The organism is Parvibaculum sedimenti, assembly GCF_009184905.1.
Taxonomy (GTDB): Bacteria; Pseudomonadota; Alphaproteobacteria; order Parvibaculales; family Parvibaculaceae; genus Parvibaculum; species Parvibaculum sedimenti.
Window position 1 is genome coordinate 272,438 of the sequence record NZ_WESC01000002.1, and the last position, 20,972, is coordinate 293,409.

A 20,972-nucleotide genomic window follows, 5' to 3' on the forward strand; every position below is an offset into this window, starting at 1 on the left:
CTCAGCGCCCCTTGAATTGAGGCGCGCGCTTTTCGAGAAAGGAATGCACGGCCTCGCGATGATCCCCGGTCGCGAAGGTCTGCATCTCATAGGCGATGGAGGCGTCGAGGATCGAGTGGGCAAGCTGCTTCAGCCCGATATTGACCGCAACCTTGGAATATTTGATCGCCATGGTCGCACCGCCCGCGAGCCGCGCCGCGAATGCGTCGACCTTCGCGTCGAGTTCGGCATCGGGCACGACATGATTGATGAGGCCGATGCGTTCCGCCTCTGCGGCCGGGACGGGATCGCCCGTCATCAGATATTCCTTGGCCCGCGCATAGCCGACGAGTTGCGGCCAGATGATCGCGCCGCCGTCACCCGCGACGATCCCAGCCCGCACATGAGGATCGGCGAAGCGGGCATTGTCGCTGGCGAAGATCACATCGCACATCAGGGCGAGCGTCGCGCCAAGGCCGACGGCTGGCCCGCGCACCTTGGCGATGATCGGCTTTTCGAGATCGAGAAGTGAAAAGACGATGCGCTTTGCTTCTGCTGCATCGGGGCCGATTTCACCCACTTCGAAGGAGCGCTTCATCCAGTTGAGATCGCCGCCCGCGGAAAAGGCCTTGCCCTCCCCCGTCAGCACAATGACGTCGGAGTGAGGATCGTCGGCCGCGTCGAGAAAGACCTGCGACAGCTCGCGATGCATTTCGCCGTCGACGGCATTCATCAAGGCCGGATTCGACAGCGCGAGGGTGAGTACGCGTCCCTGGCGGCTTGCCTTGATACGCGTGTAGCGCGCGAAATCTGCGGCGCCGGTTCCCGACATTCTTCCCTCCCCGTTTTATTTATTGCATCGATTTTGACCTGCAGCTCCAGCAATGGAAAGCACGCTATGGCGCGGCACAAAGAAAAACCCCGGCCACAAGGGCCGGGGTTTCAATGTCAGGGCGATGCTGGTGGCTGGCGCCTTAGCTGCCCGAGGTGAAGTGGAAGCCGACGGCCTTTTCCGCTTCGACGGGCGTATCGGGCTGAACCTTCACGCCGGGCTCGCCATAGACCACGATCTGGCCCGCCGGGCCCTGCGTGACCGCGGCGTAGCCCAGGCGATCAGCGCGCACGACTTCGGTGAAGTTGGCGCCCTTGTCGCTGCTGTAGCCCACATAGCCCTGCAGACCGACGAGCACGACCGTGCCATTGGGAAGCTCGACGCCGCCGCTGACTGACTTGTCGGTGCCGCTGTTCACCTTGGCCCAGGTCACGCCATCATCCGTGCTGCGATAAACATTGCCGCGCATGCCGAAGATCAGCGCGGAACCATCAGAGAGCGCGAGGCCGCCCCAGAACGAGCCTTCATAACCCGTCTTGATTTCCTGGAAGGTCTTGCCCTTGTCGGTCGAACGGAAGACCGAGCCGAATTCGGCGGCGACGAGGACGGTGCCGCTCTTTTCGCCGAAGACCATGTTGAGGTGCGAGTCGAGATCGCTGCCCTCGACCAGCTTGCGCTGGTTCCAGGTCTTGCCGCCATCCGTGGTCTCGATCACGAAGGCGAAGGCGCCCATGGCGAAGCCGTGGTTCGCGTCCTCGAAATAGACCGACATGATCGGCGACTGCGCCTTGACGTCGTGATAGGCAAGCGTCCAGTTGACGCCGCCATCGTCGGTGCGCAACACCGTGCTGTCGTGACCGCCGGCAAAGCCGACCTTGTCGTTGACGAAGTAGACGCTGGTGAGTGTCACCTGCGTCGGCACCTTGGCCGCCTGCACCCAGGTTGCGCCCATGTCGTCGGAATAGACGACATGGCCGAACTCACCAACCGCAACGAGGCGGTTGCCGACCTTGGTGGCCGCGAGCAGGAGATCCTTGGTCGCAAGTTTCGACGGCGTCGCATATTCGACGGCATCGGCCGAGGCGTCTTCGGCATGTGCGCTCTGTGCGCCGAGCGGCGCCGCCGCGAGAACCAGCGCGAGGGCAGCGGCCATGACCGGACGCTCGAGGACGGTCCGGAAAAACTGATGGAATTTCATATGACTAGGGCTCCTAACTCGGGCGTTTCCGCTGCGTCGGCGTCGCAGTACCGTCCGGTTTGGCGGTCGCGGCGCGCTCTATTGATGTCCGGCTCTTTATGACCGGTTTGGTTGCTACTTTACAGGCCGGCGAGCCTGAAGTCCGCAAGCGCGGCATGCCAGCCAGCGCAGGGGTTCAGACAGAAAGAAGGCCGGGCCTCGGTTCCCCGAGGTCCGGCCTATATAGATTAGGCGCTTTTTTAGCGCACGCCAAGCTGACGAATGGCGTTCGGCGTATAGCGGCTCGGATCGAGCTCGTCGGCGGCGTAGTTAACCGGCGGCTCTTCGTTCTGCATGCCCAAGGCAAGGTAACGGCCCGACTGCAGATCGTACACGGCTTCCGTACCCGTGCCGCAGAGCGGAACCTGGTAGCGCTGAAGCTCCTGGACTTCCTGGACGCGCCAGAGCTGGCCACGGCCGTCATAAAGCTCGGCCACCGAGACTTCCCAGGCGTCTTCATGATTGTGATAGACGCGGCGGGCGTAGACGTGGCGAGTGTTCGGACGGAGCTTCGCCTCGAAGTTCCAGGTGCGCTGCAATTCGTAGCGGATCGAATCCTGGTTGAGGTGGAGCGGCTTCACGTAGTCCTTGTACTTGGTCGATTCCGCCTTGTAGTCGTTGACCGGAATGATCATCGGCTTCTTGTCGATGACGGTCCAGTCATAGCGGTCGAGAGCGCCGTTGTAGCCGTCGAAGGCGTCCGACGTCGACAGACCGTCCGTGTTCGTGCCGGGATTGTCGTAGGCGATGTTCGGAGCGCGGCGAACGCGACGCGTACCGGGGCTGTACTGCCAAGCCTGGCGACCGCCATTGAGCGTCGCGTTCAGGGCCTCGTACACGAGGATGACGTTGCCTGCTTCGCGCGCCGGAGCGATCGTGTTGGCGAGGTAGTAGAGCGAGATGTTGTTCAGATCTTCAGCCGACTTCTTCGACGGATCCGACCACTGCAGAATGGCTTCGTCCTGCACGATGTTGAGCGTGTAGTCGCCGCCGCGCGTCACAGGCGCCGCCGCGAACTGCCGCGTCAGCTTGAACGAACGATAACGCAGCGTGTGGTTCCACATGATCTCGTAGGCATTGTTCGGGATCGGGAACGGGAAGCCCATGATCGCCTTGCCCACGCCCGAACCGCCACCGGTAAGCTCACCGATCTTGGCGTTGTTCTTCGTCGCGGCATAGACACGATCCGGATAGGCGCAGCTGCGACGCGACGGATAGACGTTCAGCTTGTAATCCGGATAGGCCTTCATGAGGGCCTTGTGGCCGTCGGTCAGCACATTGGCGTACTGAGCCTCGTTGGCCGGCGTGATCGTGTATTTGATCGGATCGCTGGCAAACGGATCGGGCACACGGTCGCCGGGCTTGTAGGTGACATTGCTCGGAACCGTCGAAAGACCGCCGGTCCAGGCCGGAATATCGCCTTCGCCCGCCTTTTCGGCACCGATCGGGGTGAGATCGTTCCCCAGGCGGTTGACTTGGGCATCCGGCACTGCGGCCAGCGCACTCGTGCCGAGCGCACCGAACACCAGGGCGGAGACCAACAAGGTCGTCCTTTTCATATAACTTCCCTCCACTTGATTTCTTGTCTGACACCCGATGGTTTTCCATCGGGGCTGGGTTTCCCGCCAACTTTCTTGAGATCATATCAAAACGGCAAAACGGCACAAACACAAATCCACGTGCGATTCTGTCGTCATCCAGCATCCTGCGCGACCGAAAGTCCGAGCCAACAGATAGCCAAGCTCTTTATCGACTTCCTCCGTAAACAGAGTATTCCGTAAAGGTGCGGTACGCCCACCTGTTGGACCACTTCGCTCTGCTTGCGTGAGCCGAAGTGCGAAGAAGCCGGGACCGGCGGAAAGTCCGCCGGTCCCGATGTTCGGTCAGAACGCGTAGGAAACGTTGAACTGCGCGAAGTCCTTATCGTGCATCATGTCCTGGAACTTGTTGCCAAAGCTGGATGTCCAGTTGGCGGACACGATCCAGGTGTTCTGCAAGGAACCCGAAACACCAAGGGTCACTGCCTTGCGACCTTCGATGAAACCGGGACCCGTCGGTCCTGCGGAATAACCGCTGACGTCATGCGCCCACTGAATGGACGGAGAAACCGTCCACGCCGTGTTGAAAGCATTGTTGTAGTTAGCAGTAGCGATCAGACGGTAACCCCACGAGAAAGTGCTGGCGAACTGGGCGTCAGGACATGAAGCGGTAGACAGGTTGAGCGCATTTGTCGCCGGACCGCCAGGGCAGGCGCCCGAGCCAAGCATGTAATCGACAATGGCATTGTTCGAATATGAGCCCGACATCGGAACGGCGAGGTTCTTGTGGGTGCCATTCAGATATTGAAAGCCGACATTGGCGATGAGCGGCACCAGATCCGCGCCCAGAAATTCCGTCACCGGATTGGACGTGGCAAGTGTCGAAATCGTGTAAATCTGGCCCGTCATGACGCGATGGCGATCATAGCCCGGGTTCACTTGACCGGCTCCGACGAGGGGACGGCCATTGGTCAGAACGGTCGTCGGCGTACCGCCATGAAGAGCGGCCTGCGCCTGCGCAATAGAATTGGTCGGATTCGCCGCAATATAAGCGGCAAGCTGCTCGCTCAAAGACAGAGCCAGGCTGTTGGCGTTAATCGTTGTGTCGGCAACCTGGAAGGGCATGTTGGGCGAGTAGGTCAGTTCACCTGAAAGAGCCGTACCGCCCAGAAGATCGGCAAGGGTCGTGTTGAAACTCGCGCCAAACATATGGATGTCTTCAGGATACTGAGCAAGTGTGCGAATTTTCCCATAATGGGCGCCACCGATCAACACTGCGCCAGCCAACGGGCCCAGGCATGCTGCGACAGGAGTAGTAGCAGGGTCTAAACTCGCACCGGCTGCGGCACCGGCGCAAAAATCGGCCCCATTCATACCCGGTACGCCTGCCGCCGTGAAAGTACCGATCGGCAGATTGGCGTGGAAGTTAGTGTAGTATACACCCAGATCGGTGCCATCGTTGAGCCAATCGGCGTAATAGCTGCCCTTGACACCCCACTGGCCGGAATTGCGGGCATACTCCGACGCTATGCGCGGGACGAACACGCCCTGATAACTCTGGGACGGAATGCCGCCGAGCGCCGCAACGGAATGATTATACTCGTAGGCGTTCATGACGTATGCGCCGCCTTCGCAATAGGCATCACTCCCGGAAAAGAATGTTCCGCATGAATCGAGACGCGTCCGGGTCCAGGCGAATTCATAAAAGGCTTCGATGCCGAAATTTCCCGGCAATCCAAGCTGGGCGTAAATCATCGGAACCGGCTGATAGGCTTCCTTGAGCTGCGAACCGGGCGTACGGATCGCCGCAACGTCGATCGGCAGGAACGAATTGATGCCACCCTGCAAAATCAGGCTCTCGCCCCAGTTGACGACCTGATTGCCAAGGCGAACGTTGAGCGCTTGCCCGCCAACAGTGAAATTACCATAGACGAAGGCATCGAGCAGCTTGATGCCGTGGCCTGCGCCATTGTTGTTATCGGTTATGCCATTGCCACGGGCAGCGTCATTCAGCGGACGCGTACCGTAACCGGAGCTGTGCTCACCCACCTGATGAGCACCCCAATAATCGTAAAAGGCTTTGCCGCGAATAAAGGCGCCGTAATTCTGCCAGTCGAGCTGTAGTTCGGACGTTACCTTCGCGATGGTGCTATAGGGCCGCCACCGGCCATTGTTGATATTGCCGTCATCATTGTTGACGCCAAAGCTATAGCCTGAGCCCGTAGCTCCCAACGTACGCGCCGACTTTGCACCGGTCGTCGTGCAACCGCCGTTGTCCAGAGCGATCTTGGAACAGTCGATACCTGAGGTCCTGATGCCGACACCAACGGACACGGTCGTGTCGAGTTTGGCGTCAATCTCCCCGAACTTGAAGTCGACAGCTTGGGCGGTTCCCGCTCCCAGCAGCATGACCGCGCCGGCCAAGCTCCCCATCAGCCACGTATTCACGTGCCTTGTTTTCATTGAGTGATCCTCCTCGATCCTCGATGGCTTCACTAACTTTGCAGCTGGATCGGGAGGTTGAATCGGTTGTCGACTGCCCCCCAGCCAGTCAGCATCCCTCAACGCCTAGCCCACCTGCAAAGTGCGCCCAAGTCAAGGCGGAGATCGCCACCCTCGCCCATTATGCGGATACTATTGACTCCCTCTATTGCAATTTTGACACGTATAGGAATAAAAAACCTAAGTTACTTGAACCTACACATTTCAGGTGCGTTCATTTTCTTGTTGCGCCGCAACAACTTCTTCTATCGCAGCGCAAAAACAAGAACGCCCGGCCCTTCGAAAGAGGCCGGGCGTAAAATATCCGTATCCGGAATAATATGGGGCTAGTGCATGCCTTCCATGCCGGGCATTCCCTCCATGCCGCCACTGCCTGATGGCTGCTCCTCGCCCTTCCGCATCTCCTCCGGCGTCTGAACATAGACCGACACATCGACGGCGCCCGCCTTCTCGAAGACGAGCTTCATCGGGAACTTGTCACCCGCCTTCAGAGGCGCCTTGAGGCCGATGAGCATGATGTGAATGCCGCCGGGTGCAACGGCGACGCTTTGGCCGGCGGGAATTTCCAGCCGGTCGAGTTCGCGCATACGCATCACATTTCCATCCATCGTCATGGTGTGGATCTGCGCCTTGTCGGCGACATCTGTCTCGACGCGCAGCAGAGCATCAGCCGTCGTGCCGCTGTTCTTCACGACGAAATAAACCGCGCCCGTCTTGCCGACTGCGGGCCGCGCCCAGGGATGATGAATATCGAGCGTGCCGAGCTTGTAGGCATGCGCGAAGGCCGGCGGCGCCGCGAAGACGCCCAGGAGAACAAGTGCGAGAAAAACGGAGAGCGAGCGCCCTGTCCGGCCAAGGCGGAAAGGCATTGATGACGGTACGGGAGTCTGCATGTTGGTCTGCCTTCGGTGATTGGAGCGACGATCCTAAACCACTCAGGCGCCTCATGCGACCGAGGCACAACTTCGCAGCCGCGCTCACCTTCGCAACTGCAATATATTACCGCGGCACTCAGGCCGCCGGTGCGATCAAAGCCGATTTTTGACCCAGCGCGACGTGTCGGAAATATCCTGACCGGCGCCTTCGACGGTGCTGCAGGCGGTAACGGCAAGGGCCGTGAGCAACATCAGGATAGCGGCGATTTTTCTGTTCATTTGAAAGGCTTACTCCAGTTAAGGAAGCGTCATCATACTATCATTCGCGGCAGCCCGGGAAAAAGGGGGCGTCGCGGCGAGGGGCCCCACCAACGGCCCGCACATTATCCCCGGAGCTTCAAATGACCGCCGACCACTCAGCCGTTTCAACTGCCGCCCGCCACATCCGGGAGGCAAAAACCGGCGCCCTCGGCACCCTTCTGCCCGGCGGACAGCCCTGCGTAACGCTTGTCAGCATCGCTGCAACCCAAGCGGGTGAGCCGCTGTTCCTGCTTTCAACCCTTGCGCTTCACACACGCAACATCGCCGCCGACCCTCGGATCTCCCTCTTGCTGAAGGGAAGCGAAGCGGCAGAAGGTGACGATCCGTTGACCGCCTCCCGGCTGACCCTGATCGGCAGCATTGCCCGCATGGAATCGGCCGAGGCCCGGGAGCAATACCTGAGCGCCCACCCCGAAGCGGCGGATTATGCGAATTTTTCGGATTTTGCCTTTTACGCCATGACGATCGAACGCGGACATCTCGTCGCGGGATTTGGCCGGATCGTCGATATAGACGGTGGGGAGCTTCGCGCTCTTTTTCGCTGAGCTACATCCGCACCCGCGCCGATTTCGGGTCGTAGAGCGGCTCAAGGTGGATCTCGCAAGGCACCCGCGCGGTCGCGACCTCAAGCTCGTAACGCCCTTCGAGAAGCCAGTCGCGGCTAAGGCCTTCGGCACGGCGCACATAACCGATGCCGATATTCTTCGCCACCGTATAGCCATAACCGCCGCTCGAAAGCCAGCCGACGCGTTCGCCATTGCGCAGGATCGTCTCGCGGCCCCACAGCGTCACATCCGGCTCGTCGACCGTGAAGCAGGCGAGCATCTTGGAAAGCGGCGACGCGCTCTGAGCGACAAGCGCCTCGCGCCCGAGGAAGGGAATATCCTTCTTGAGCTTCACGGCCCAGCCAAGCCCCGCTTCGAGCGGCGTATGGTCGGGACCGATATCGGAGCCCCAGGCGCGATAGAACTTTTCAAGACGCAGAGACTCGATCGCGCGGTAGCCCGCATCGACAAGTCCGAAAGCCTCGCCCTCGCGCTTCAGCGCCTCGTAAACCGTCAGCGCGAATTCGGTGGGAATGTGAAGCTCCCACCCCAGCTCGCCCTCATAGGTCACACGCAAGGCCAGCGACGGCGCGCCGGCGATGACGACCCCCCGCACATGGCCGAAGGGAAAGGCCTCATTCGAAATGTCGTCCCGCGTGTTCCGCGAGAGCACGTCGCGCGCACGCGGCCCCATCAATGACAGCGTCGCATAACCGGACGTCACGTCGACGAGTTCCGCCTCGCAACCTTCCGGGATGTTTCGCGCGATCCAGTCGAAATCATGCGTCGCAAAGCCGGTGCCGGTCACGATATAAAACCGGTCCTCGGCAAGCCGCACGACGGTGAGATCGCATTCGATGCCACCCTTCGCATTCAGCATCTGCGTATAGGTCAGCGTGCCCGGCGCCTTGGTGACATGGTTGGAACAGATCCAGTCGAGCGCAGCGCTCGCGCCCTTGCCCACCAGCATGAACTTCGCGAAAGAGCTCTGGTCGAAAAGCGCCGCATGTTCGCGCGTCGCCTTGTGCTCAAGTCCGACCGCCTCGAACCAGTTTGGCCGCGCGAAGCTGTAGCGTTCCACGCGCTCGTCATCGTCGCGCGCAAACCAGTTCGGCCGTTCCCAACCGAGCTTCTCGCCGAAGACCGCACCATTCTCCTGCAGCCTGTCGTAGAGCGGCGAGCGGCGCAGCGGACGTCCGCTCGCATGTTCCTCGCCCGGCCATGCAATCGAATAATGCTTTCCATAGAGTTCGAGCGTCCGCGCCCGCACCCAGTCCACATCGCGATGCGGGCGTCCGAAGCGGCGGATATCGACAGGCCAGAGGTCGTAAGGCTGCTCGCCGGCAACCACCCATTCGGCCAGCGCCTTGCCCGCGCCGCCTGCGGACGCGATGCCGAAAGCATTGAAGCCTGCGCCGACGAAACAACGCGGACATTCCGGCGCTTCGCCCAGAATGAAATTCCCGTCCGGCGTGAAGCTCTCCGGGCCGTTGATGAAGTCCTTGATGCCGACTTTTTCGAGCGCAGGCACGCGCATGATCGCGCGTTCCATGATCTGCTCGAAATGCTCGACATCATTGTTGAGAAGCGAGAAATGGAAGCCTTCGGGAATACCGTCGATCGCCCATGGCTTCGGGTTGGGCTCGTAGCCGCCCATGGTGAGGCCGCCAACTTCCTCGCGGAAGTAGATGAGATTGTCCGGATCGCGCATGGTGGGCAGATCGCGCGTCACGCCATCAATAGGTTCGGTGATGAGATATTGATGCTCGACGGAGACGAGCGGCACGTTGACGCCGAGCTCGGCTGCAACCGCGCGCGTCCACTGTCCGCCGCAGATCACGACATTCTCACAAGCGATGCGGCCGAAGGGCGTGACGACGCCGGTGATGCCCTTTGCGTCGCGCTCAATGGAAGTGACCGGGCAATCCTCGATGATCTTCGCGCCGTTCATGCGCGCGCCGCGCGCCAGCGCCTGCGTGATGTCGGAAGGATTTGCCTGCCCGTCCGACGGCAGGAAGACCGCGCCGAGGACGCCCTTCAGATCCATCACAGGCCAGAGATCCTGCGCCTCTTTCGGAGACAGCACATGCATTTCGAGGCCGAAACTCCGCGCGGTCGTCACCTGGCGCTTGAGCTCGATCATGCGGGCTTCTGAACAGGCGAGCCGCAAACCGCCCGTCATGCGCCAGCCGGTCGCAAGCCCCGTCTCCGCTTCGAGCGCCGCATAAAGCGCAACCGAGTGACCGAGAAGCTGCGTGATGTTGGCCGAGCTTCGGAGCTGGCCGACAAGGCCTGCGGCGTGAAACGTACTTCCGCTGGTGAGCTTTGCCCGTTCGAGCAGAACGACGTCTTTCCAGCCGAGCTTCGCCAGATGATAGGCGGTGGAGCAACCGACGATACCGCCGCCGATGACGACGGCGCGAGCCTGTGTAGGGATAGCTGTCATGGATGCACTCTAGAGCTGGCGGAAGGTCTGATAGGCACGGTCGAAACGCGCGAGATAGTCGAGCGTGTAGGCAGCATAGTCGAAGGCAATCTTCGAGTGGAGTTCGGAAACCATGCTCCACATTGTTTCGCGCAGCAGCGAAGCAGCCTTCATGGCCGAGTAGCGTCGCCACAGATCGGCATCCACAGCACCGTCGAAATAGAGTGACAGCATGCGCCGTTCCTCCACCTCGCCGAATTCACTGTTCGAGGCAAGATTGGCCAGATCGAAAAGCGGGCTGTTGAACCCGGAATATTCCCAGTCGATGAGCCAGAGCCGGCTGCCATCGTCGATGATATTGCCGGGCAGAAGATCATTATGACCGAAGACGAGGTCGATCTTTCCGACCGCCTTTTCAAGCTCTTCGGCCCGGGCGACGAGCCCGTCGAGCTTCGGCTCATGCCGGCTCCCCTCCTCACGAAGACGCGCCGCATAGTCGCGCAGGACATGGAAGACCCAGAAGGCGAGCACGGGACCGCGCAGATATTTCGGCACCTCGCGGTGGCAGGCCTTGAGAACGGGCATGAACCTCTCGATGAACCCCGCCGCTCTGACCCCATCCGCCGACAGCGCCCCGCCACCTTCGATGAAGCGCGCCACGATGACGCCCGGCCGCGCATAGACGATCTCGGGCGAGATGCCAGCCTTGAAAGCCGCCTTCGCCGCATTGACCTCGTTGAAGCGCATCACCTGATGGACGGGGATATCCTCGCCGATGCGCACGACGAAGTTCCGGCCGGCATCGGTGACGCGGAAGTTGAGATTGGTGATGCCGCCCGTCAGCGGCTCAGGCTCGACCGGCCCCGACCAGCAATCGAGCCCCCGCACCAGGCGTTTTGCCTCCCCGACCCGATCCACGCTCACGCCCCCGTTCACGCTCAAGACCCCCTTCGCTACCGCAACATCATTCAAGAGTGCGACAGAACGGCAAAGGCAACAAGTGCATCGCCGAACGACCGATCATTCCAATTCGTTAGGTATTTGAACATTTTTCTTATCTGAAGCTTAAACGGGCTCGTTATTTGATCGAGGCGACGCAATTCCAGCCGCGCTTGGAGCGACGCCGACATGCAGATCATCGTTCTTGCCTCCCAGAAAGGGGGCTCGGGGAAAACCACCTTGTCCGGACATCTGGCCGTCGAGGCCGAAAAGATGGGCGCCGGCCCAGTGGCGCTGATCGACACCGACCCGCAGGCAAGTCTCTCGCATTGGTGGAACGCGCGCGGCGCATCGGCGCCTGCCTTCGCCAGGATCGCCATCGACGAGCTTGAAGAGGGGCTGGACCACCTCAGGCAGTCGGGCTTCCGCCTTGCCATCATCGACACGCCGCCCGCGATCACGCATTCGATCTCCCGCGTCGTCTCCTTCGCCGACCTGGTCGTCATTCCGGCACGGCCGAGCCCGCATGATCTTCGCGCCGTGGGCGCGACCATCGACATTGCCGAAGCGCACAGGAAGCCGCTCATCTTCGTGATGAACGCAGCGACGGTGCGCGCCCGGATCACCGGCGAGGCGGCCGTCGCCCTTTCACAGCACGGCACGGTCGCTCCGATCACGCTTCACCATCGCGTCGATTACGCCGCAAGCATGGTCGACGGCCGGACCATCGGCGAGGTCGATCCCAAGAGCAAATCGGCGCAGGAAATTTCCGAACTCTGGGCCTATATCGCCAATCGCCTGGTCCGCATGAACGGCGCCATGGATGTCGAGCAGAAGGCCCGCGCGGCGGAGCTTGGCGTTCGTCCCCTTTCACCGCTCGGCAGCTCCGCGCCCGAGGCCGAGGTCGAAGAGGAAGAGTCCGTGCTCGTGACCGTTGCGGAAGAACGCTACTTTTCGCCCACGCCGCCGCCCATGCCGCAAGCGACCGCCACGGAATCCGTTTCGCCGATCGGCTTCGAACGCCGCAATGGCGAGGAACGCCGCAAGAATCCCGAGGGCCGTCCGCCCGCCGGAATGCCTGAGCGCCGCATGACTGTCTTCGGCCGCCGCAATGCCGACCGCGCGCCGCAGCCGGGCTTTGTGGAGAAGCGCAGATGAGCCGCAAATTCGCCAGCATCACGGGAAGCCTTCTCATGCGGAAAGGCGAAGCCGGACCTTCCTCCGGTATGCAGCTGCGCGATCCCCTGCCCCAGCATGCGCTGAGACAGCAGGAACAGCGCCCGCAGGAGAACTGGTACGAACGCGCGTCGCAACCGGCGCCGGACGCACCGGAGGTTGCACCGCAACGCGTCTCACCTCTGGTTGCGAAGTCGGAAGCCGCGAAGCCGCAGCCGGCCGCCAAACCAAAGGCGCACTCTTCGGCGGAGAGCGCCGCGCGGCACCGGATCGCGCTGCGCCTCACCGACGATCAGTTCCGCCGCTTGGGCATTGCCGCCGCGCGAACACATCTCACGATGCAGGAATTCATGGCGGAGGCTCTCGACGCCCGCGTCACAACCCTGGCCGAAACCGAGCTTGCCGGATGCCGCTGTCTCCACGTCGGAGGAAGCTGCTCGGACGAGACGCAATCCATGCAATGCGGAACAACGACGGGCAACAAAACCGGGGAATGAGATGGGGCAGACGATGAGAGGACAAGCAGGCAACGGACAGCCGCAACACGCGGGAGCGCGGACGGCGGGACTCGCTGCGAATGCCGGCGAGCTTCTCGAAGCCGATGAAGTCGGCCATGGCGGTTATTACGAGATTGTCGTCGATCTGGACAGCCATTCACGCGAGCGGTTGAGCGCGGCTTTCGAAGCTCTCTGGAGCCATCGCGATCTCACGCCCGGCGAGACCGCCGTGACGGGCGTACTACGCCGCCGCGGCAAGGCGCGGTTGCCGGACGGCGCGCTCGTTCCCGCGCTCGCCTTCACCGAGACCATGCGCGACGCGCGTGGTGAAACGGATTATCTGATTTTCGCACTGCCCATGCCCGCGCTCGAAAAAGCCTGCAGCCTCGTCGCCGACATGACGCCGGCGGGCGGCCTCGATCCACTCTGGCGCAGGGAGCTCGAAGCCTGGCTCGCGGCGCTTGGACGCCATGTCGATGGTTGCGTCGCTTTCAAGGCTGCCTATATCGGCTTCCTCCCCTTCCCCATCGGCGATGTCGAAACGGCGGAGCATCTCTTCGCGGGCGGCGTTCCTGCCGAGCGCTGTGTCGCCTATCTCTACCGCGAGGACGCCTCGCTCGAATTCTTCCCGACGACGCACTGGTCCTGAAAGCGATCAGCTCGAACGCAGCATGTCGGCCATGCGCAGAAACGCCTGGTCGAGAAGCTTGCGCACGGGTTCCGGCACATCCGTCTCGACCATCGCGCGGCTCATGCACATGAGCCACTGATCGCGCTCGGTCGCGCCGATGGCATAAGGTCTGTGCGCGGAGCGAATGCAGGGCCTGTCGGCGCGCTGAAAATAATCCTGCGGACCGCCGAGCCAGCCGCTCATGAACTCGAACAGCCGCTCCTTGATCTGGCCAAGATCCTGCGCGTGCATCCGCCTTATGCCTGCCGCTGCTTCTTCCTCATTCATGATGTCGTAGAACCGGTCCGCAAGGCGGCGCACCGCCTCCTCGCCGCCGATGAGATCATAGGGCGTCAACGGCTTCGCCTCGCCGCTCTCCGGCGCATCCGCCGTCTGCATGTCCGCTTCGCTCATGAAAGACCGCCTTCCGTCTGTTGGCGGCAAAGGTCCCACTGGCGAGCGCCGGGGGTCAACGCGGCAAAACGCGCAATTTCAGCGCCCGCGCGGGCGCGCAGGGCAAGGCAGCGCTGGCAAAACGCGGAGAATCCGGCACTATTCGAATGGCGAGGCACGGGGAGGTGCTTCGCCAGATGTCGCGCGAGGGAGGGAACGCATGAGCATCGACAACGCCGAGGCCCCGCAAAGGGCCCCCAGCATCGAAATCCGCACTGTCACCGTCAACAATATCCTGGAGGCATTGGCCGCCGGCATGCGCGACCTGCGTGCAGGCTTCAGCCACAGCATCGCCTTCGGCGCCTTCATTGCCACAGGCGGCTGGATTCTCGTGCTGCTGCTCATCAAGGCGCACCTGCCCTACCTCGTCTATCCACTCGCGATGGCCTTTGCGCTGATTGCGCCCTTCATCGCCACGGGGCTTTATGAGATCAGCCGCAGGCTGCAGGTGGGCGAGGCGGTGCGCTGGTCGGGCATCGCCGCGTCGATCCGCGCCGCCTCGGGCCGCGACATGGGATGGATGGCGCTCGTCACGTCTTTCACCTTCGTCATCTGGATGGATATTGCCGCGATCCTCACCTTCGGCTTTCTCGGCCTTTCGGCGACGAGCTTCACGGCCTTTGTCTCGATGGTTTTCTCGACGTCTGAGGGCTTCGCCTTCCTCATCGTCGGCAATACGGTGGGGGCAGCGATCGCGCTCGCGGTCTTTTCCCTGACCGTCATTTCCTTCCCGATGCTCTTCGACCGCGACGTCGACTTCGTCACCGCCATGATCACCAGCGTCCGCACCGTGCTCGCCAATCCGCGCGCCATGCTGACCTGGTTCGCGATCATCGGCTTCCTGAGCGCCCTGTCCTTCCTGTCGCTCTTCGTCGGCCTGGTCTTTTTCTTCCCGCTGCTCGGCCATGCCTCATGGCACATCTATCGCCGCGCGGTGGCACCGGCGGTTCGTCTCCCGAGCGCATAGGGAGCATCGTTCCGCCCCGGCCGAAACGGCGGCATGCGGACGCGCACCGATGACGACCGCGATCAAATCTCGGGAAAGGATGAAAAGTGGTGCCGCTTAGGTGACTCGAACACCTGACCCCCTCATTACGAATGAGGTGCTCTACCAACTGAGCTAAAGCGGCTCCGGCGTCTCGGTCCAAAACTGACCGTCGACGGGCCTTGAGATACCCCGGCCTCACCCCCTTTGGCAACAGGCTTGCGGGGCTTTTTGTGAGAACGGGGCGCCGAAAGCCCTTATTCAGGGCTGATGGGCATGACCTCGATCTTGCCATCATGGTGGACCGGGGCCGTTTCGACTGGCACCGGCGGCATCCCGGCGGCTTCCGCCGCGAAGGTGAGGCCGAGGAAGGCAGCCACGTCGGCGGCGCTCTTTTCGGGCACCTCCTCCATGGGGATATGGCCGACATCGGGGTAGATCACGACTTTCGAACCCGGAATGCGCTTGGCGAACTCGCCGGCATATTCGACCGGGATGAGCCCATCCTTGTCGCCCCAGAGGATAAGGGTCGGCGCCTTGATCGCGCCAAGCTGCTCGGCGACTGCCCCGTCATCGGGCGGCAGGCGGAAGCGGATGCCGGTCGCCCGACGGTTGCCGTCATAAAGGGTCAGGTCGTAATAGCGTTCCACCATCTCGTCCGTGACCTTCGACTGGTCGACAAAAACCTTGTGAAGCCCCTCCGCGATCATCGAACGAGGCGTCACATAAAGCAGGATCTTGTTGAGGACGGGTATTTGCGCGAGGCGGAAGGCGAGCGGAATCTTGCCGCCCGGCTGGGGTTTGCGCGGAATACCGGCCGCATCGACCAGAACGAGGGCAGCCACCTCGTCGGGAAAACTTTCGGCATATTGGGCAGCAACGCCGCCGCCCATTGAATTGCCGCCGAGCGCATAGCGCGTGAGGCCGAGCCTCTGCGTCACTTCATGGACGAAGGTGACCATACCGGTACGGCTGTAGTCGTCATTGGGCACGGCGCCTGTGAGCCCGTGACCCGGCATGTCCATGGTGACGACGCGATAGCTTCCGCCGAGCAGCCTGGCCCAAGGCTCCCAAGTGTGGAGCGAGGCATTGGAGCCATGGATGAGAACGAGGACGGGGCCCGTCTTGTTGCCCTGGTCGCGCACATGCGCCACCGCGCCGTCGGGCAGCGTGATGAACTGCGAGGCCTCATTGGCATACTTGGGAAGGAGTTCTTCCTTGCTCTTGTCGAAGCGGACGACCGAGCCTGCAATGACAAAGAGCGCAAGCAGGATCAGAACGCCTACGCCCTGCAGAATACGCTTCACCACTTTTGTCCCTCGTTCGCGCCGATATCGCCGTCGAATTCGTCGGCACCCGTCGGACCCGGATCGTCCGGCAGCGGCGGTGCGACGGCCAGCGCCTCATCTTCTTCGACCTGCGGGCGCAGATGGTGCTCCGCGACCCGCACAGGCTTTTCTTCCGCGATGGGCGCGACTGCCATCGGTACCGGAACGGGCGCGGACGGCACGACGACGGGCGCAAGCCGCAGGCCCGGCGCACGCCATGTCAGCGCGTCGAATTCGCCCGTCACCGGGTTGATCGGCGACCAGCGATGAGAGCGATAGGCCTCGCCCGCCCATGCGGCGTCTTCGGGCGCATGAAGCGCGCGGGCAAGCCATTCGCGCGCACTGCCGCGATCGCCATGCTCGCCTTCCTCGATCGCCGCCATGAGTTCACAGATGCGCTGCGAAGGCCGCTCGGTGGCGTTGGCGCCGACGAAGGGTTCGAGCGCGCCGCGAGCCGCGAGCCAATCGCGTGCCGCCACCGCCGCGCGCGCCAGCGCCACGCGACTTTCGATGTGATCGCGATTGTGACCGGCAAGCAGACGCACGCGCTTGAAGCGATCGTAAGCGCTCTCGCCCTCGATGAGGTTCATGTAAGCCTCGGCCAGATCGGGATGCGGATGCCGCGCCCAGAGCCCTTCGACAAGCTTCGCGCCGCGACGGACGCGGCCGGTCTCGCCGCAAAGCTTCGCGGCAAGCGCCACTGCGGGCACGAAATCGGGTTCGAGCGATGCCGCATCGAGGGCAAGCGATAGCGCGCGTTCGCGCGGCACGCGCTTCGCTTCACCCACTTGCGCCACCGCCGCTTCTTCCGCCGTCTGCGCCAGCGCGGTCAGCAGCACGGCGCGGCGATGACGCGCGACGTCGCGTGTCAGGAGCTTCGCCGAAAGCATCCGGTCGAGCGTGGCAAGCGAGGCGTCCCAGTCTTCCTCCGACGTCTCGATCTCGAAAACGGCCTGAGCGGCCCAGGGCGTTTTGGGCCTCAGGGAAAAAGCGCGGCGAGCAAGTTCGAGCGCGCGCGCCTTGTCGCCCGCGCGGCGCGCTTGCACGAAGAGACCGCGAAGACCGAGAAATTCGGTTTCCGGCGCGGCAAGCATCGCTTCGAAATAACCCTTGGCCGCGTCTTCCTTGCCTTCGAGCTGGGCGGCCTGCGCGGCGAGAAGAAGCGTCAGCGGCGTCTCGTCGAGAAAGCGTTTGGCGCGGCCTGCATAGCGCCGCGCTTCCGAAGCGTCGCCGGCGGCCACGGCGACCATGCCGCGCGTCAGGGCAAGAAAGCCGCGACGACGGCGGCTCTGGATGAAATAGGCGGAAACACCGGCAGGGGCCCGAAGCGCGCCCATCGCCAGGCGATAGACGAAGAGAACGAGAAAGGCGACGACGACGAGAAGGCCGAGCCCGACGACAAAGCTGGTGCGGATCTCGTAGCCTCGCCAATGCATGACGAGATCGCCGGGATTATCGGCAAGCCAGATGGCCAGCGCCGAAAGCGCCGCGATGATGAGGAAGCTGTATAGCGCGCGCAGCATCAGTCCCCAATCCCGCCTGCTGCTGTCGCGCCCGCAGCCGTGGTAAGCCGGGCCGCGACATTCGCGGAAAGATCGCGAACGAGCCTGTCGGTGGCGATGCGCGCCTGCGCCCGGTCGAGCCATGGCTTCACCGCTTCAGCCGCCGGGCCCTTGAGCTTCACGCCGTCGTCGACCGCGCCTGCGAGGTCATCGAGCTTCAGCCGCTCTTCCATCCGCGCAATCACGGCTTCCGTGCTGTCGCCCTTCAGTTCGCCGGTGCGGCGCACGGTAACAAGCGAGCGCGCATTGGCGACGAAACGCGCCCAGAGGCTATCGCTCGTTGCGCGGCGTTCGGCATCGAAGACCGATTGCGCGACGGCCGGGAAATCTTCCTTCAGCCTTGCCCGCGTCACGGCGCCCTTCGCCGCGACGGGCGCGAGCCCGGCAAGCTCCGGTTCATTGGGGAGGAACGCGGCGACCGCGTCGAGTTCCGCCTTGAAGGGGCCCGCCCCTTCGGAAGCCCGGGCGAGATTGGCCAGCGCAAGGCCGAGCGCGGCGCGGGCCGCCGCGTCAGGATCTTCCTTCTTCGCTTCGAGCGCCGCGAGCCGCGCCTGCATCGCATCGACCTTCGGCGTCAGCTGATCGAGCGCGCCGTTGAGAAGGCGCAACATCGCCTCAACCTTCGCCACCTGATCGGCAATGCCGGCGGGCGGCAACGATTTGCCCAGTTCGTCGAGCTTCTGTTGCGTCCCCTGCGAAGCCGCCTGCGCTTCGGCAAGCGACTGTTTCAACGCTTCCGTTTCCGCGGCGAGCTTGTCGAGCCGCGCATTCGCGGCGGCGATGCTTTCGGGCGCTTGCTGTGCAAGCGTCTGCTCGGCAGCAACAAGACGCGTATCGAGCTTTTCAGTCGCCTCGGTGAGCGAGCGTCCTGCCGCATCGTTCTTTTGTTCGAGCGCATCAATGCGCGAGCCGAGACCTGCAACCGCCTGCCCCGACGCATCGCCCATCTGGCCGATGGCGACATAACCTGCGGCACCCACCGCGACTGCGGCAGCAAGCGCAATGACGATCACAGTGCCGAGCCCGACGGATCGCGCCTGTTTCGCTACGGGAATCTCGACTTCGGGTGAAGCCGGTTGCGGGTCGGCCTCGGATTTGACGCCGCCCGTCTTGCTCGAAAGCACTTCCGCCTCGCCGTCGATGATGGGCGGCTCCTTGCGCGGACGGGGCCCTCGCTCGGCCTTCTCGGGTCCAAGCACTTCTGCCTCTGGCGAGGCGGGCGTCTCTTTGTTTCCGTTCGCGTCAGTCATGGGCAGATGCGGCCTCTTCGGAAAATCAGACCCCTACTATAGAGAGGATCGTGGCACCGGAAAGGCAGGATCGGCGGATTTCGGCCTTTTCCAGCTTCCGCGCCGCCCCATGCCACGAAATGACGCGGGATTCATGGCGCATCATGCAAGCAATTCGAGCAGCGATGTCTGGCTCGGCTCAGCGGCAATCTCGACCGCCTTGAAGGGAAGTCCGGCCAGCGCGTCGGCAACTGCGGTGGAGAGACAATAGGCCGTCACCGTGACGAGTTCTTGTTCGAGACCCGCTATCCGCACCAGTTCGGCGAATTGACGGGCGGTTCGCGGAGAATAGAAAAGCGCGCCATCGACCCGGCCCTCGCCCAACGCCGAGGCAGCCGCTTCGGGAAGCTGCTCTGCCGTCACCGCCTCATAAAGCACAGCACGGTCGACGCTGAAGCCGCGCGCCTCGAGCATGCCCTTGAGATCGCCCGCCGTGACCGCCCCGGCGACGTGGAGGAGCGGACCTCCGCCCGGCGAAAGACGGCCAAGGACGAGCCCCGCCAGCGCATGAACATCGCCGTCCGCAGCCGTGACATCGGCGAAACCCGCGACGCGAGCGGCCGCCGCGCTCGCCTCGCCCACCGCGAGGACTGGAATCGGTGCGAGCCGCGCCATCTCGCGACGCGCGCCGATGGCCCGTGCGCCATTGGCGCTGGTGATCAGTACGGCCTGATATGGCGTATCGGGAATGACGGCATCGGCAACGGGTCTGATCGCGAGGAGCGGCGCGGCAATCGACTCATGGCCGAGCCCCGTCAGCGCCTCGACAAGCGGGCCTGCATCCTCGTCTGGCCGCGTGACGAGAAGGCGCATGGGATTTCAGACCTCGTCGAAGAAATGCGAGCCCGCGCGGCCCTTCAACTCCTCGCCAGCATCGGCGCCCAGCGCCACGGCATCCAAGGCAAGGCCCTCGCGCGAAGTCTCGATCACTTCCGAACCATCCGGCGAAAGGATCATCGCGCGCATGGCGAGTTTCTTGCCATCGATGAGCGCAAGTGCCGCGATAGGTGTGCGGCAGGAACCATCAAGCACCGCGAGCGTCGCGCGCTCGGCGGCAATGCGCAGCCCCGTTTCGACATGATGGAGTTTCTGCAGCAATTCCGCGACCTCGGCGTCGTTCACTCTACGTTCGACACCGACCGCGCCCTGCGCGACCGCAGGAAGGATTTCCTCGGTCGAGAGCGGCGCCGTCACCTTGTCGAGAAGGCCCATGCGGGTGAGGCCCGCCATGGCAAGAAGCGTCGCATCGGCGACGCCATCTGCGAGCTTCTGCAATCGTGTATCGACATTGCCGCGAAAGGGAACGACGGTCACATCGGGTCGGCGCGCCTTCACCTGCGCTCCGCGGCGCAGCGACGAGGTGCCGACGATGGCGCCTTGGGGCAGCGTCGCGATGGATGTGGCCTTGGACGAAAGGAAGGCGTCGCGCGGGTCGACGCGCTCCAGCGTGCAATCGATGATGAGCCCGTCGGGCAGAACGGTCGGCATGTCCTTCATCGAATGCACGGCGAGATCGATGCCGCCGTCGAGGAGCGCATCCTCGATTTCCTTGGTGAAGAGGCCCTTGCCGCCCAGTTCCGAAAGATTGCGGTCTTGCACACGGTCGCCGGTCGTCTTGATGACGACGATCTCGGCGGCCTCCTCTGCGGGAAGGCCGAGCGCGATGCCGATACGCCTTGCGACGTCATTTGCCTGAATGAGCGCGAGCTTGGAGCCGCGCGTGCCGATGCGGAGCCGACGTTGCATGAGCCTTCTTCCGGGTGTTATGCCAAGCCCGACAAGGGCCTGCCGCTCTTATAGACGATCGAGGCGGCATGGA

General features: G+C 62.9%; 19 protein-coding genes and 1 tRNA gene. 5 read left to right on the forward strand and 15 right to left on the reverse strand.

Annotated features, from left to right (window positions below; all coding sequences use genetic code 11):
* Position 1 precedes the first annotated feature (1 nt).
* The 6 genes from F2P47_RS03150 to F2P47_RS18015 all read right to left on the reverse strand — a co-directional run bounded on the left by F2P47_RS03150 (position 2) and on the right by F2P47_RS18015 (position 7,242).
* The gene (locus F2P47_RS03150) at positions 2 to 811 is read right to left on the reverse strand and encodes an enoyl-CoA hydratase/isomerase family protein (RefSeq protein WP_152214698.1); all 810 of its coding nucleotides are present in this window, start codon (positions 809 to 811) and stop codon (positions 2 to 4) included.
* A 142-nt stretch (positions 812 to 953) separates the two neighbouring features.
* Positions 954 to 2,009 (reverse strand): WD40/YVTN/BNR-like repeat-containing protein, encoded by a 1,056-nt coding sequence (locus F2P47_RS03155; protein WP_152214699.1) that lies wholly within the window; start codon positions 2,007 to 2,009, stop codon positions 954 to 956.
* Between the two features lie 239 nt (positions 2,010 to 2,248).
* Positions 2,249 to 3,607, reverse strand: coding sequence for a DUF1329 domain-containing protein (locus F2P47_RS03160; protein WP_152214700.1), 1,359 nt, complete (start codon positions 3,605 to 3,607; stop codon positions 2,249 to 2,251).
* A 324-nt stretch (positions 3,608 to 3,931) separates the two neighbouring features.
* Positions 3,932 to 6,049 carry a DUF1302 domain-containing protein gene (locus F2P47_RS03165; RefSeq protein WP_152214701.1) on the reverse strand — a complete coding sequence of 706 codons (2,118 nt, stop codon included), beginning with the start codon at positions 6,047 to 6,049 and terminating at the stop codon, positions 3,932 to 3,934.
* A 365-nt stretch (positions 6,050 to 6,414) separates the two neighbouring features.
* Positions 6,415 to 6,981: a copper chaperone PCu(A)C gene (locus F2P47_RS03170; RefSeq protein WP_204886485.1), complete on the reverse strand. Its 567-nt coding sequence runs from the start codon at positions 6,979 to 6,981 to the stop codon at positions 6,415 to 6,417.
* Between the two features lie 135 nt (positions 6,982 to 7,116).
* The gene (locus tag F2P47_RS18015) at positions 7,117 to 7,242 is read right to left on the reverse strand and encodes an entericidin EcnA/B family protein (RefSeq protein WP_152214702.1); all 126 of its coding nucleotides are present in this window, start codon (positions 7,240 to 7,242) and stop codon (positions 7,117 to 7,119) included.
* A gap of 122 nt (positions 7,243 to 7,364) precedes the next feature.
* Between F2P47_RS18015 and F2P47_RS03180 the strand changes: the two genes are divergently transcribed.
* Entirely contained in the window at positions 7,365 to 7,829 is a 465-nt protein-coding gene (locus tag F2P47_RS03180; protein WP_152214703.1) for a HugZ family pyridoxamine 5'-phosphate oxidase, read from the forward strand.
* Position 7,830: 1 nt separating this feature from the next.
* Here the strand turns inward: F2P47_RS03180 and F2P47_RS03185 are convergent, their stop codons facing one another.
* Positions 7,831 to 10,275 carry a GcvT family protein gene (locus tag F2P47_RS03185; protein ID WP_152214704.1) on the reverse strand — a complete coding sequence of 815 codons (2,445 nt, stop codon included), beginning with the start codon at positions 10,273 to 10,275 and terminating at the stop codon, positions 7,831 to 7,833.
* Between the two features lie 9 nt (positions 10,276 to 10,284).
* Entirely contained in the window at positions 10,285 to 11,190 is a 906-nt protein-coding gene (locus F2P47_RS03190) for a phosphotransferase (RefSeq protein ID WP_422562129.1), read from the reverse strand.
* Positions 11,191 to 11,382: 192 nt separating this feature from the next.
* Between F2P47_RS03190 and F2P47_RS03195 the strand changes: the two genes are divergently transcribed.
* From F2P47_RS03195 to F2P47_RS03205, 3 genes are read left to right on the forward strand one after another with little or no spacing between them, the layout of a single operon-like run.
* A complete protein-coding gene (locus F2P47_RS03195; RefSeq protein WP_152214705.1) occupies positions 11,383 to 12,351 on the forward strand; it encodes a ParA family protein in 969 nt (322 codons plus the stop codon).
* Entirely contained in the window at positions 12,348 to 12,866 is a 519-nt protein-coding gene (locus F2P47_RS03200) for a hypothetical protein (RefSeq protein WP_152214706.1), read from the forward strand. Before F2P47_RS03195 ends, F2P47_RS03200 begins: the two co-directional genes overlap by 4 nt.
* A gap of 13 nt (positions 12,867 to 12,879) precedes the next feature.
* The gene (locus tag F2P47_RS03205) at positions 12,880 to 13,515 is read left to right on the forward strand and encodes a hypothetical protein (RefSeq protein ID WP_152214707.1); all 636 of its coding nucleotides are present in this window, start codon (positions 12,880 to 12,882) and stop codon (positions 13,513 to 13,515) included.
* Between the two features lie 6 nt (positions 13,516 to 13,521).
* On the opposite strand, the gene F2P47_RS03210 is transcribed toward F2P47_RS03205, so the two are convergent.
* Entirely contained in the window at positions 13,522 to 13,950 is a 429-nt protein-coding gene (locus F2P47_RS03210) for a group II truncated hemoglobin (protein ID WP_246176716.1), read from the reverse strand.
* A gap of 199 nt (positions 13,951 to 14,149) precedes the next feature.
* On the opposite strand from F2P47_RS03210, the gene F2P47_RS03215 reads away from it, so the two are divergent.
* Positions 14,150 to 14,956, forward strand: a complete 807-nt coding sequence (locus tag F2P47_RS03215; RefSeq protein WP_152214708.1) for a DUF2189 domain-containing protein — start codon at positions 14,150 to 14,152, stop codon at positions 14,954 to 14,956.
* Between the two features lie 87 nt (positions 14,957 to 15,043).
* On the opposite strand, the gene F2P47_RS03220 is transcribed toward F2P47_RS03215, so the two are convergent.
* The 6 genes from F2P47_RS03220 to hemC all read right to left on the reverse strand — a co-directional run bounded on the left by F2P47_RS03220 (position 15,044) and on the right by hemC (position 20,899).
* A tRNA-Thr gene (locus F2P47_RS03220) sits at positions 15,044 to 15,119 on the reverse strand.
* 112 nt (positions 15,120 to 15,231) lie between these two features.
* A complete protein-coding gene (locus F2P47_RS03225) occupies positions 15,232 to 16,281 on the reverse strand; it encodes an alpha/beta fold hydrolase (protein WP_185680920.1) in 1,050 nt (349 codons plus the stop codon).
* Complete coding sequence (locus tag F2P47_RS03230; protein ID WP_185680921.1) at positions 16,278 to 17,825, reverse strand: heme biosynthesis protein HemY; 1,548 nt, start codon at positions 17,823 to 17,825, stop codon at positions 16,278 to 16,280. Before F2P47_RS03230 ends, F2P47_RS03225 begins: the two co-directional genes overlap by 4 nt.
* Positions 17,825 to 19,114, reverse strand: coding sequence for a COG4223 family protein (locus F2P47_RS17580; protein ID WP_185680922.1), 1,290 nt, complete (start codon positions 19,112 to 19,114; stop codon positions 17,825 to 17,827). The genes F2P47_RS03230 and F2P47_RS17580 overlap by 1 nt, the downstream gene beginning before the upstream one ends.
* A gap of 141 nt (positions 19,115 to 19,255) precedes the next feature.
* Positions 19,256 to 19,966: a uroporphyrinogen-III synthase gene (locus tag F2P47_RS03235; RefSeq protein ID WP_152214711.1), complete on the reverse strand. Its 711-nt coding sequence runs from the start codon at positions 19,964 to 19,966 to the stop codon at positions 19,256 to 19,258.
* A gap of 6 nt (positions 19,967 to 19,972) precedes the next feature.
* Positions 19,973 to 20,899, reverse strand: coding sequence for a hydroxymethylbilane synthase (gene hemC / locus F2P47_RS03240; protein ID WP_152214712.1), 927 nt, complete (start codon positions 20,897 to 20,899; stop codon positions 19,973 to 19,975).
* Between the last annotated feature and the right edge of the window lie 73 nt (positions 20,900 to 20,972).

What these genes read in the sequence shown, in the direction of transcription:
- F2P47_RS03180 (WP_152214703.1), top strand. Translation starts at nt 7,365, where the DNA reads ATGACCGCCGACCACTCAGCCGTTTCAACTGCCGCCCGCCACATCCGG.
- F2P47_RS03195 (WP_152214705.1), top strand. Translation starts at nt 11,383, where the DNA reads ATGCAGATCATCGTTCTTGCCTCCCAGAAAGGGGGCTCGGGGAAAACC.
- F2P47_RS18015 (WP_152214702.1), bottom strand. Translation starts at nt 7,242, where the DNA reads ATGAACAGAAAAATCGCCGCTATCCTGATGTTGCTCACGGCCCTTGCC.
- F2P47_RS03170 (WP_204886485.1), bottom strand. Translation starts at nt 6,981, where the DNA reads ATGCAGACTCCCGTACCGTCATCAATGCCTTTCCGCCTTGGCCGGACA.
- F2P47_RS03160 (WP_152214700.1), bottom strand. Translation starts at nt 3,607, where the DNA reads ATGAAAAGGACGACCTTGTTGGTCTCCGCCCTGGTGTTCGGTGCGCTC.
- F2P47_RS03235 (WP_152214711.1), bottom strand. Translation starts at nt 19,966, where the DNA reads ATGCGCCTTCTCGTCACGCGGCCAGACGAGGATGCAGGCCCGCTTGTC.
- F2P47_RS03155 (WP_152214699.1), bottom strand. Translation starts at nt 2,009, where the DNA reads ATGAAATTCCATCAGTTTTTCCGGACCGTCCTCGAGCGTCCGGTCATG.
- hemC (WP_152214712.1), bottom strand. Translation starts at nt 20,899, where the DNA reads ATGCAACGTCGGCTCCGCATCGGCACGCGCGGCTCCAAGCTCGCGCTC.
- F2P47_RS03150 (WP_152214698.1), bottom strand. Translation starts at nt 811, where the DNA reads ATGTCGGGAACCGGCGCCGCAGATTTCGCGCGCTACACGCGTATCAAG.
- F2P47_RS03165 (WP_152214701.1), bottom strand. Translation starts at nt 6,049, where the DNA reads ATGAAAACAAGGCACGTGAATACGTGGCTGATGGGGAGCTTGGCCGGC.
- F2P47_RS03185 (WP_152214704.1), bottom strand. Translation starts at nt 10,275, where the DNA reads ATGACAGCTATCCCTACACAGGCTCGCGCCGTCGTCATCGGCGGCGGT.
- F2P47_RS17580 (WP_185680922.1), bottom strand. Translation starts at nt 19,114, where the DNA reads ATGACTGACGCGAACGGAAACAAAGAGACGCCCGCCTCGCCAGAGGCA.
- F2P47_RS03230 (WP_185680921.1), bottom strand. Translation starts at nt 17,825, where the DNA reads ATGCTGCGCGCGCTATACAGCTTCCTCATCATCGCGGCGCTTTCGGCG.
- F2P47_RS03200 (WP_152214706.1), top strand. Translation starts at nt 12,348, where the DNA reads ATGAGCCGCAAATTCGCCAGCATCACGGGAAGCCTTCTCATGCGGAAA.
- F2P47_RS03215 (WP_152214708.1), top strand. Translation starts at nt 14,150, where the DNA reads ATGAGCATCGACAACGCCGAGGCCCCGCAAAGGGCCCCCAGCATCGAA.
- F2P47_RS03205 (WP_152214707.1), top strand. Translation starts at nt 12,880, where the DNA reads ATGAGAGGACAAGCAGGCAACGGACAGCCGCAACACGCGGGAGCGCGG.
- F2P47_RS03210 (WP_246176716.1), bottom strand. Translation starts at nt 13,950, where the DNA reads ATGAGCGAAGCGGACATGCAGACGGCGGATGCGCCGGAGAGCGGCGAG.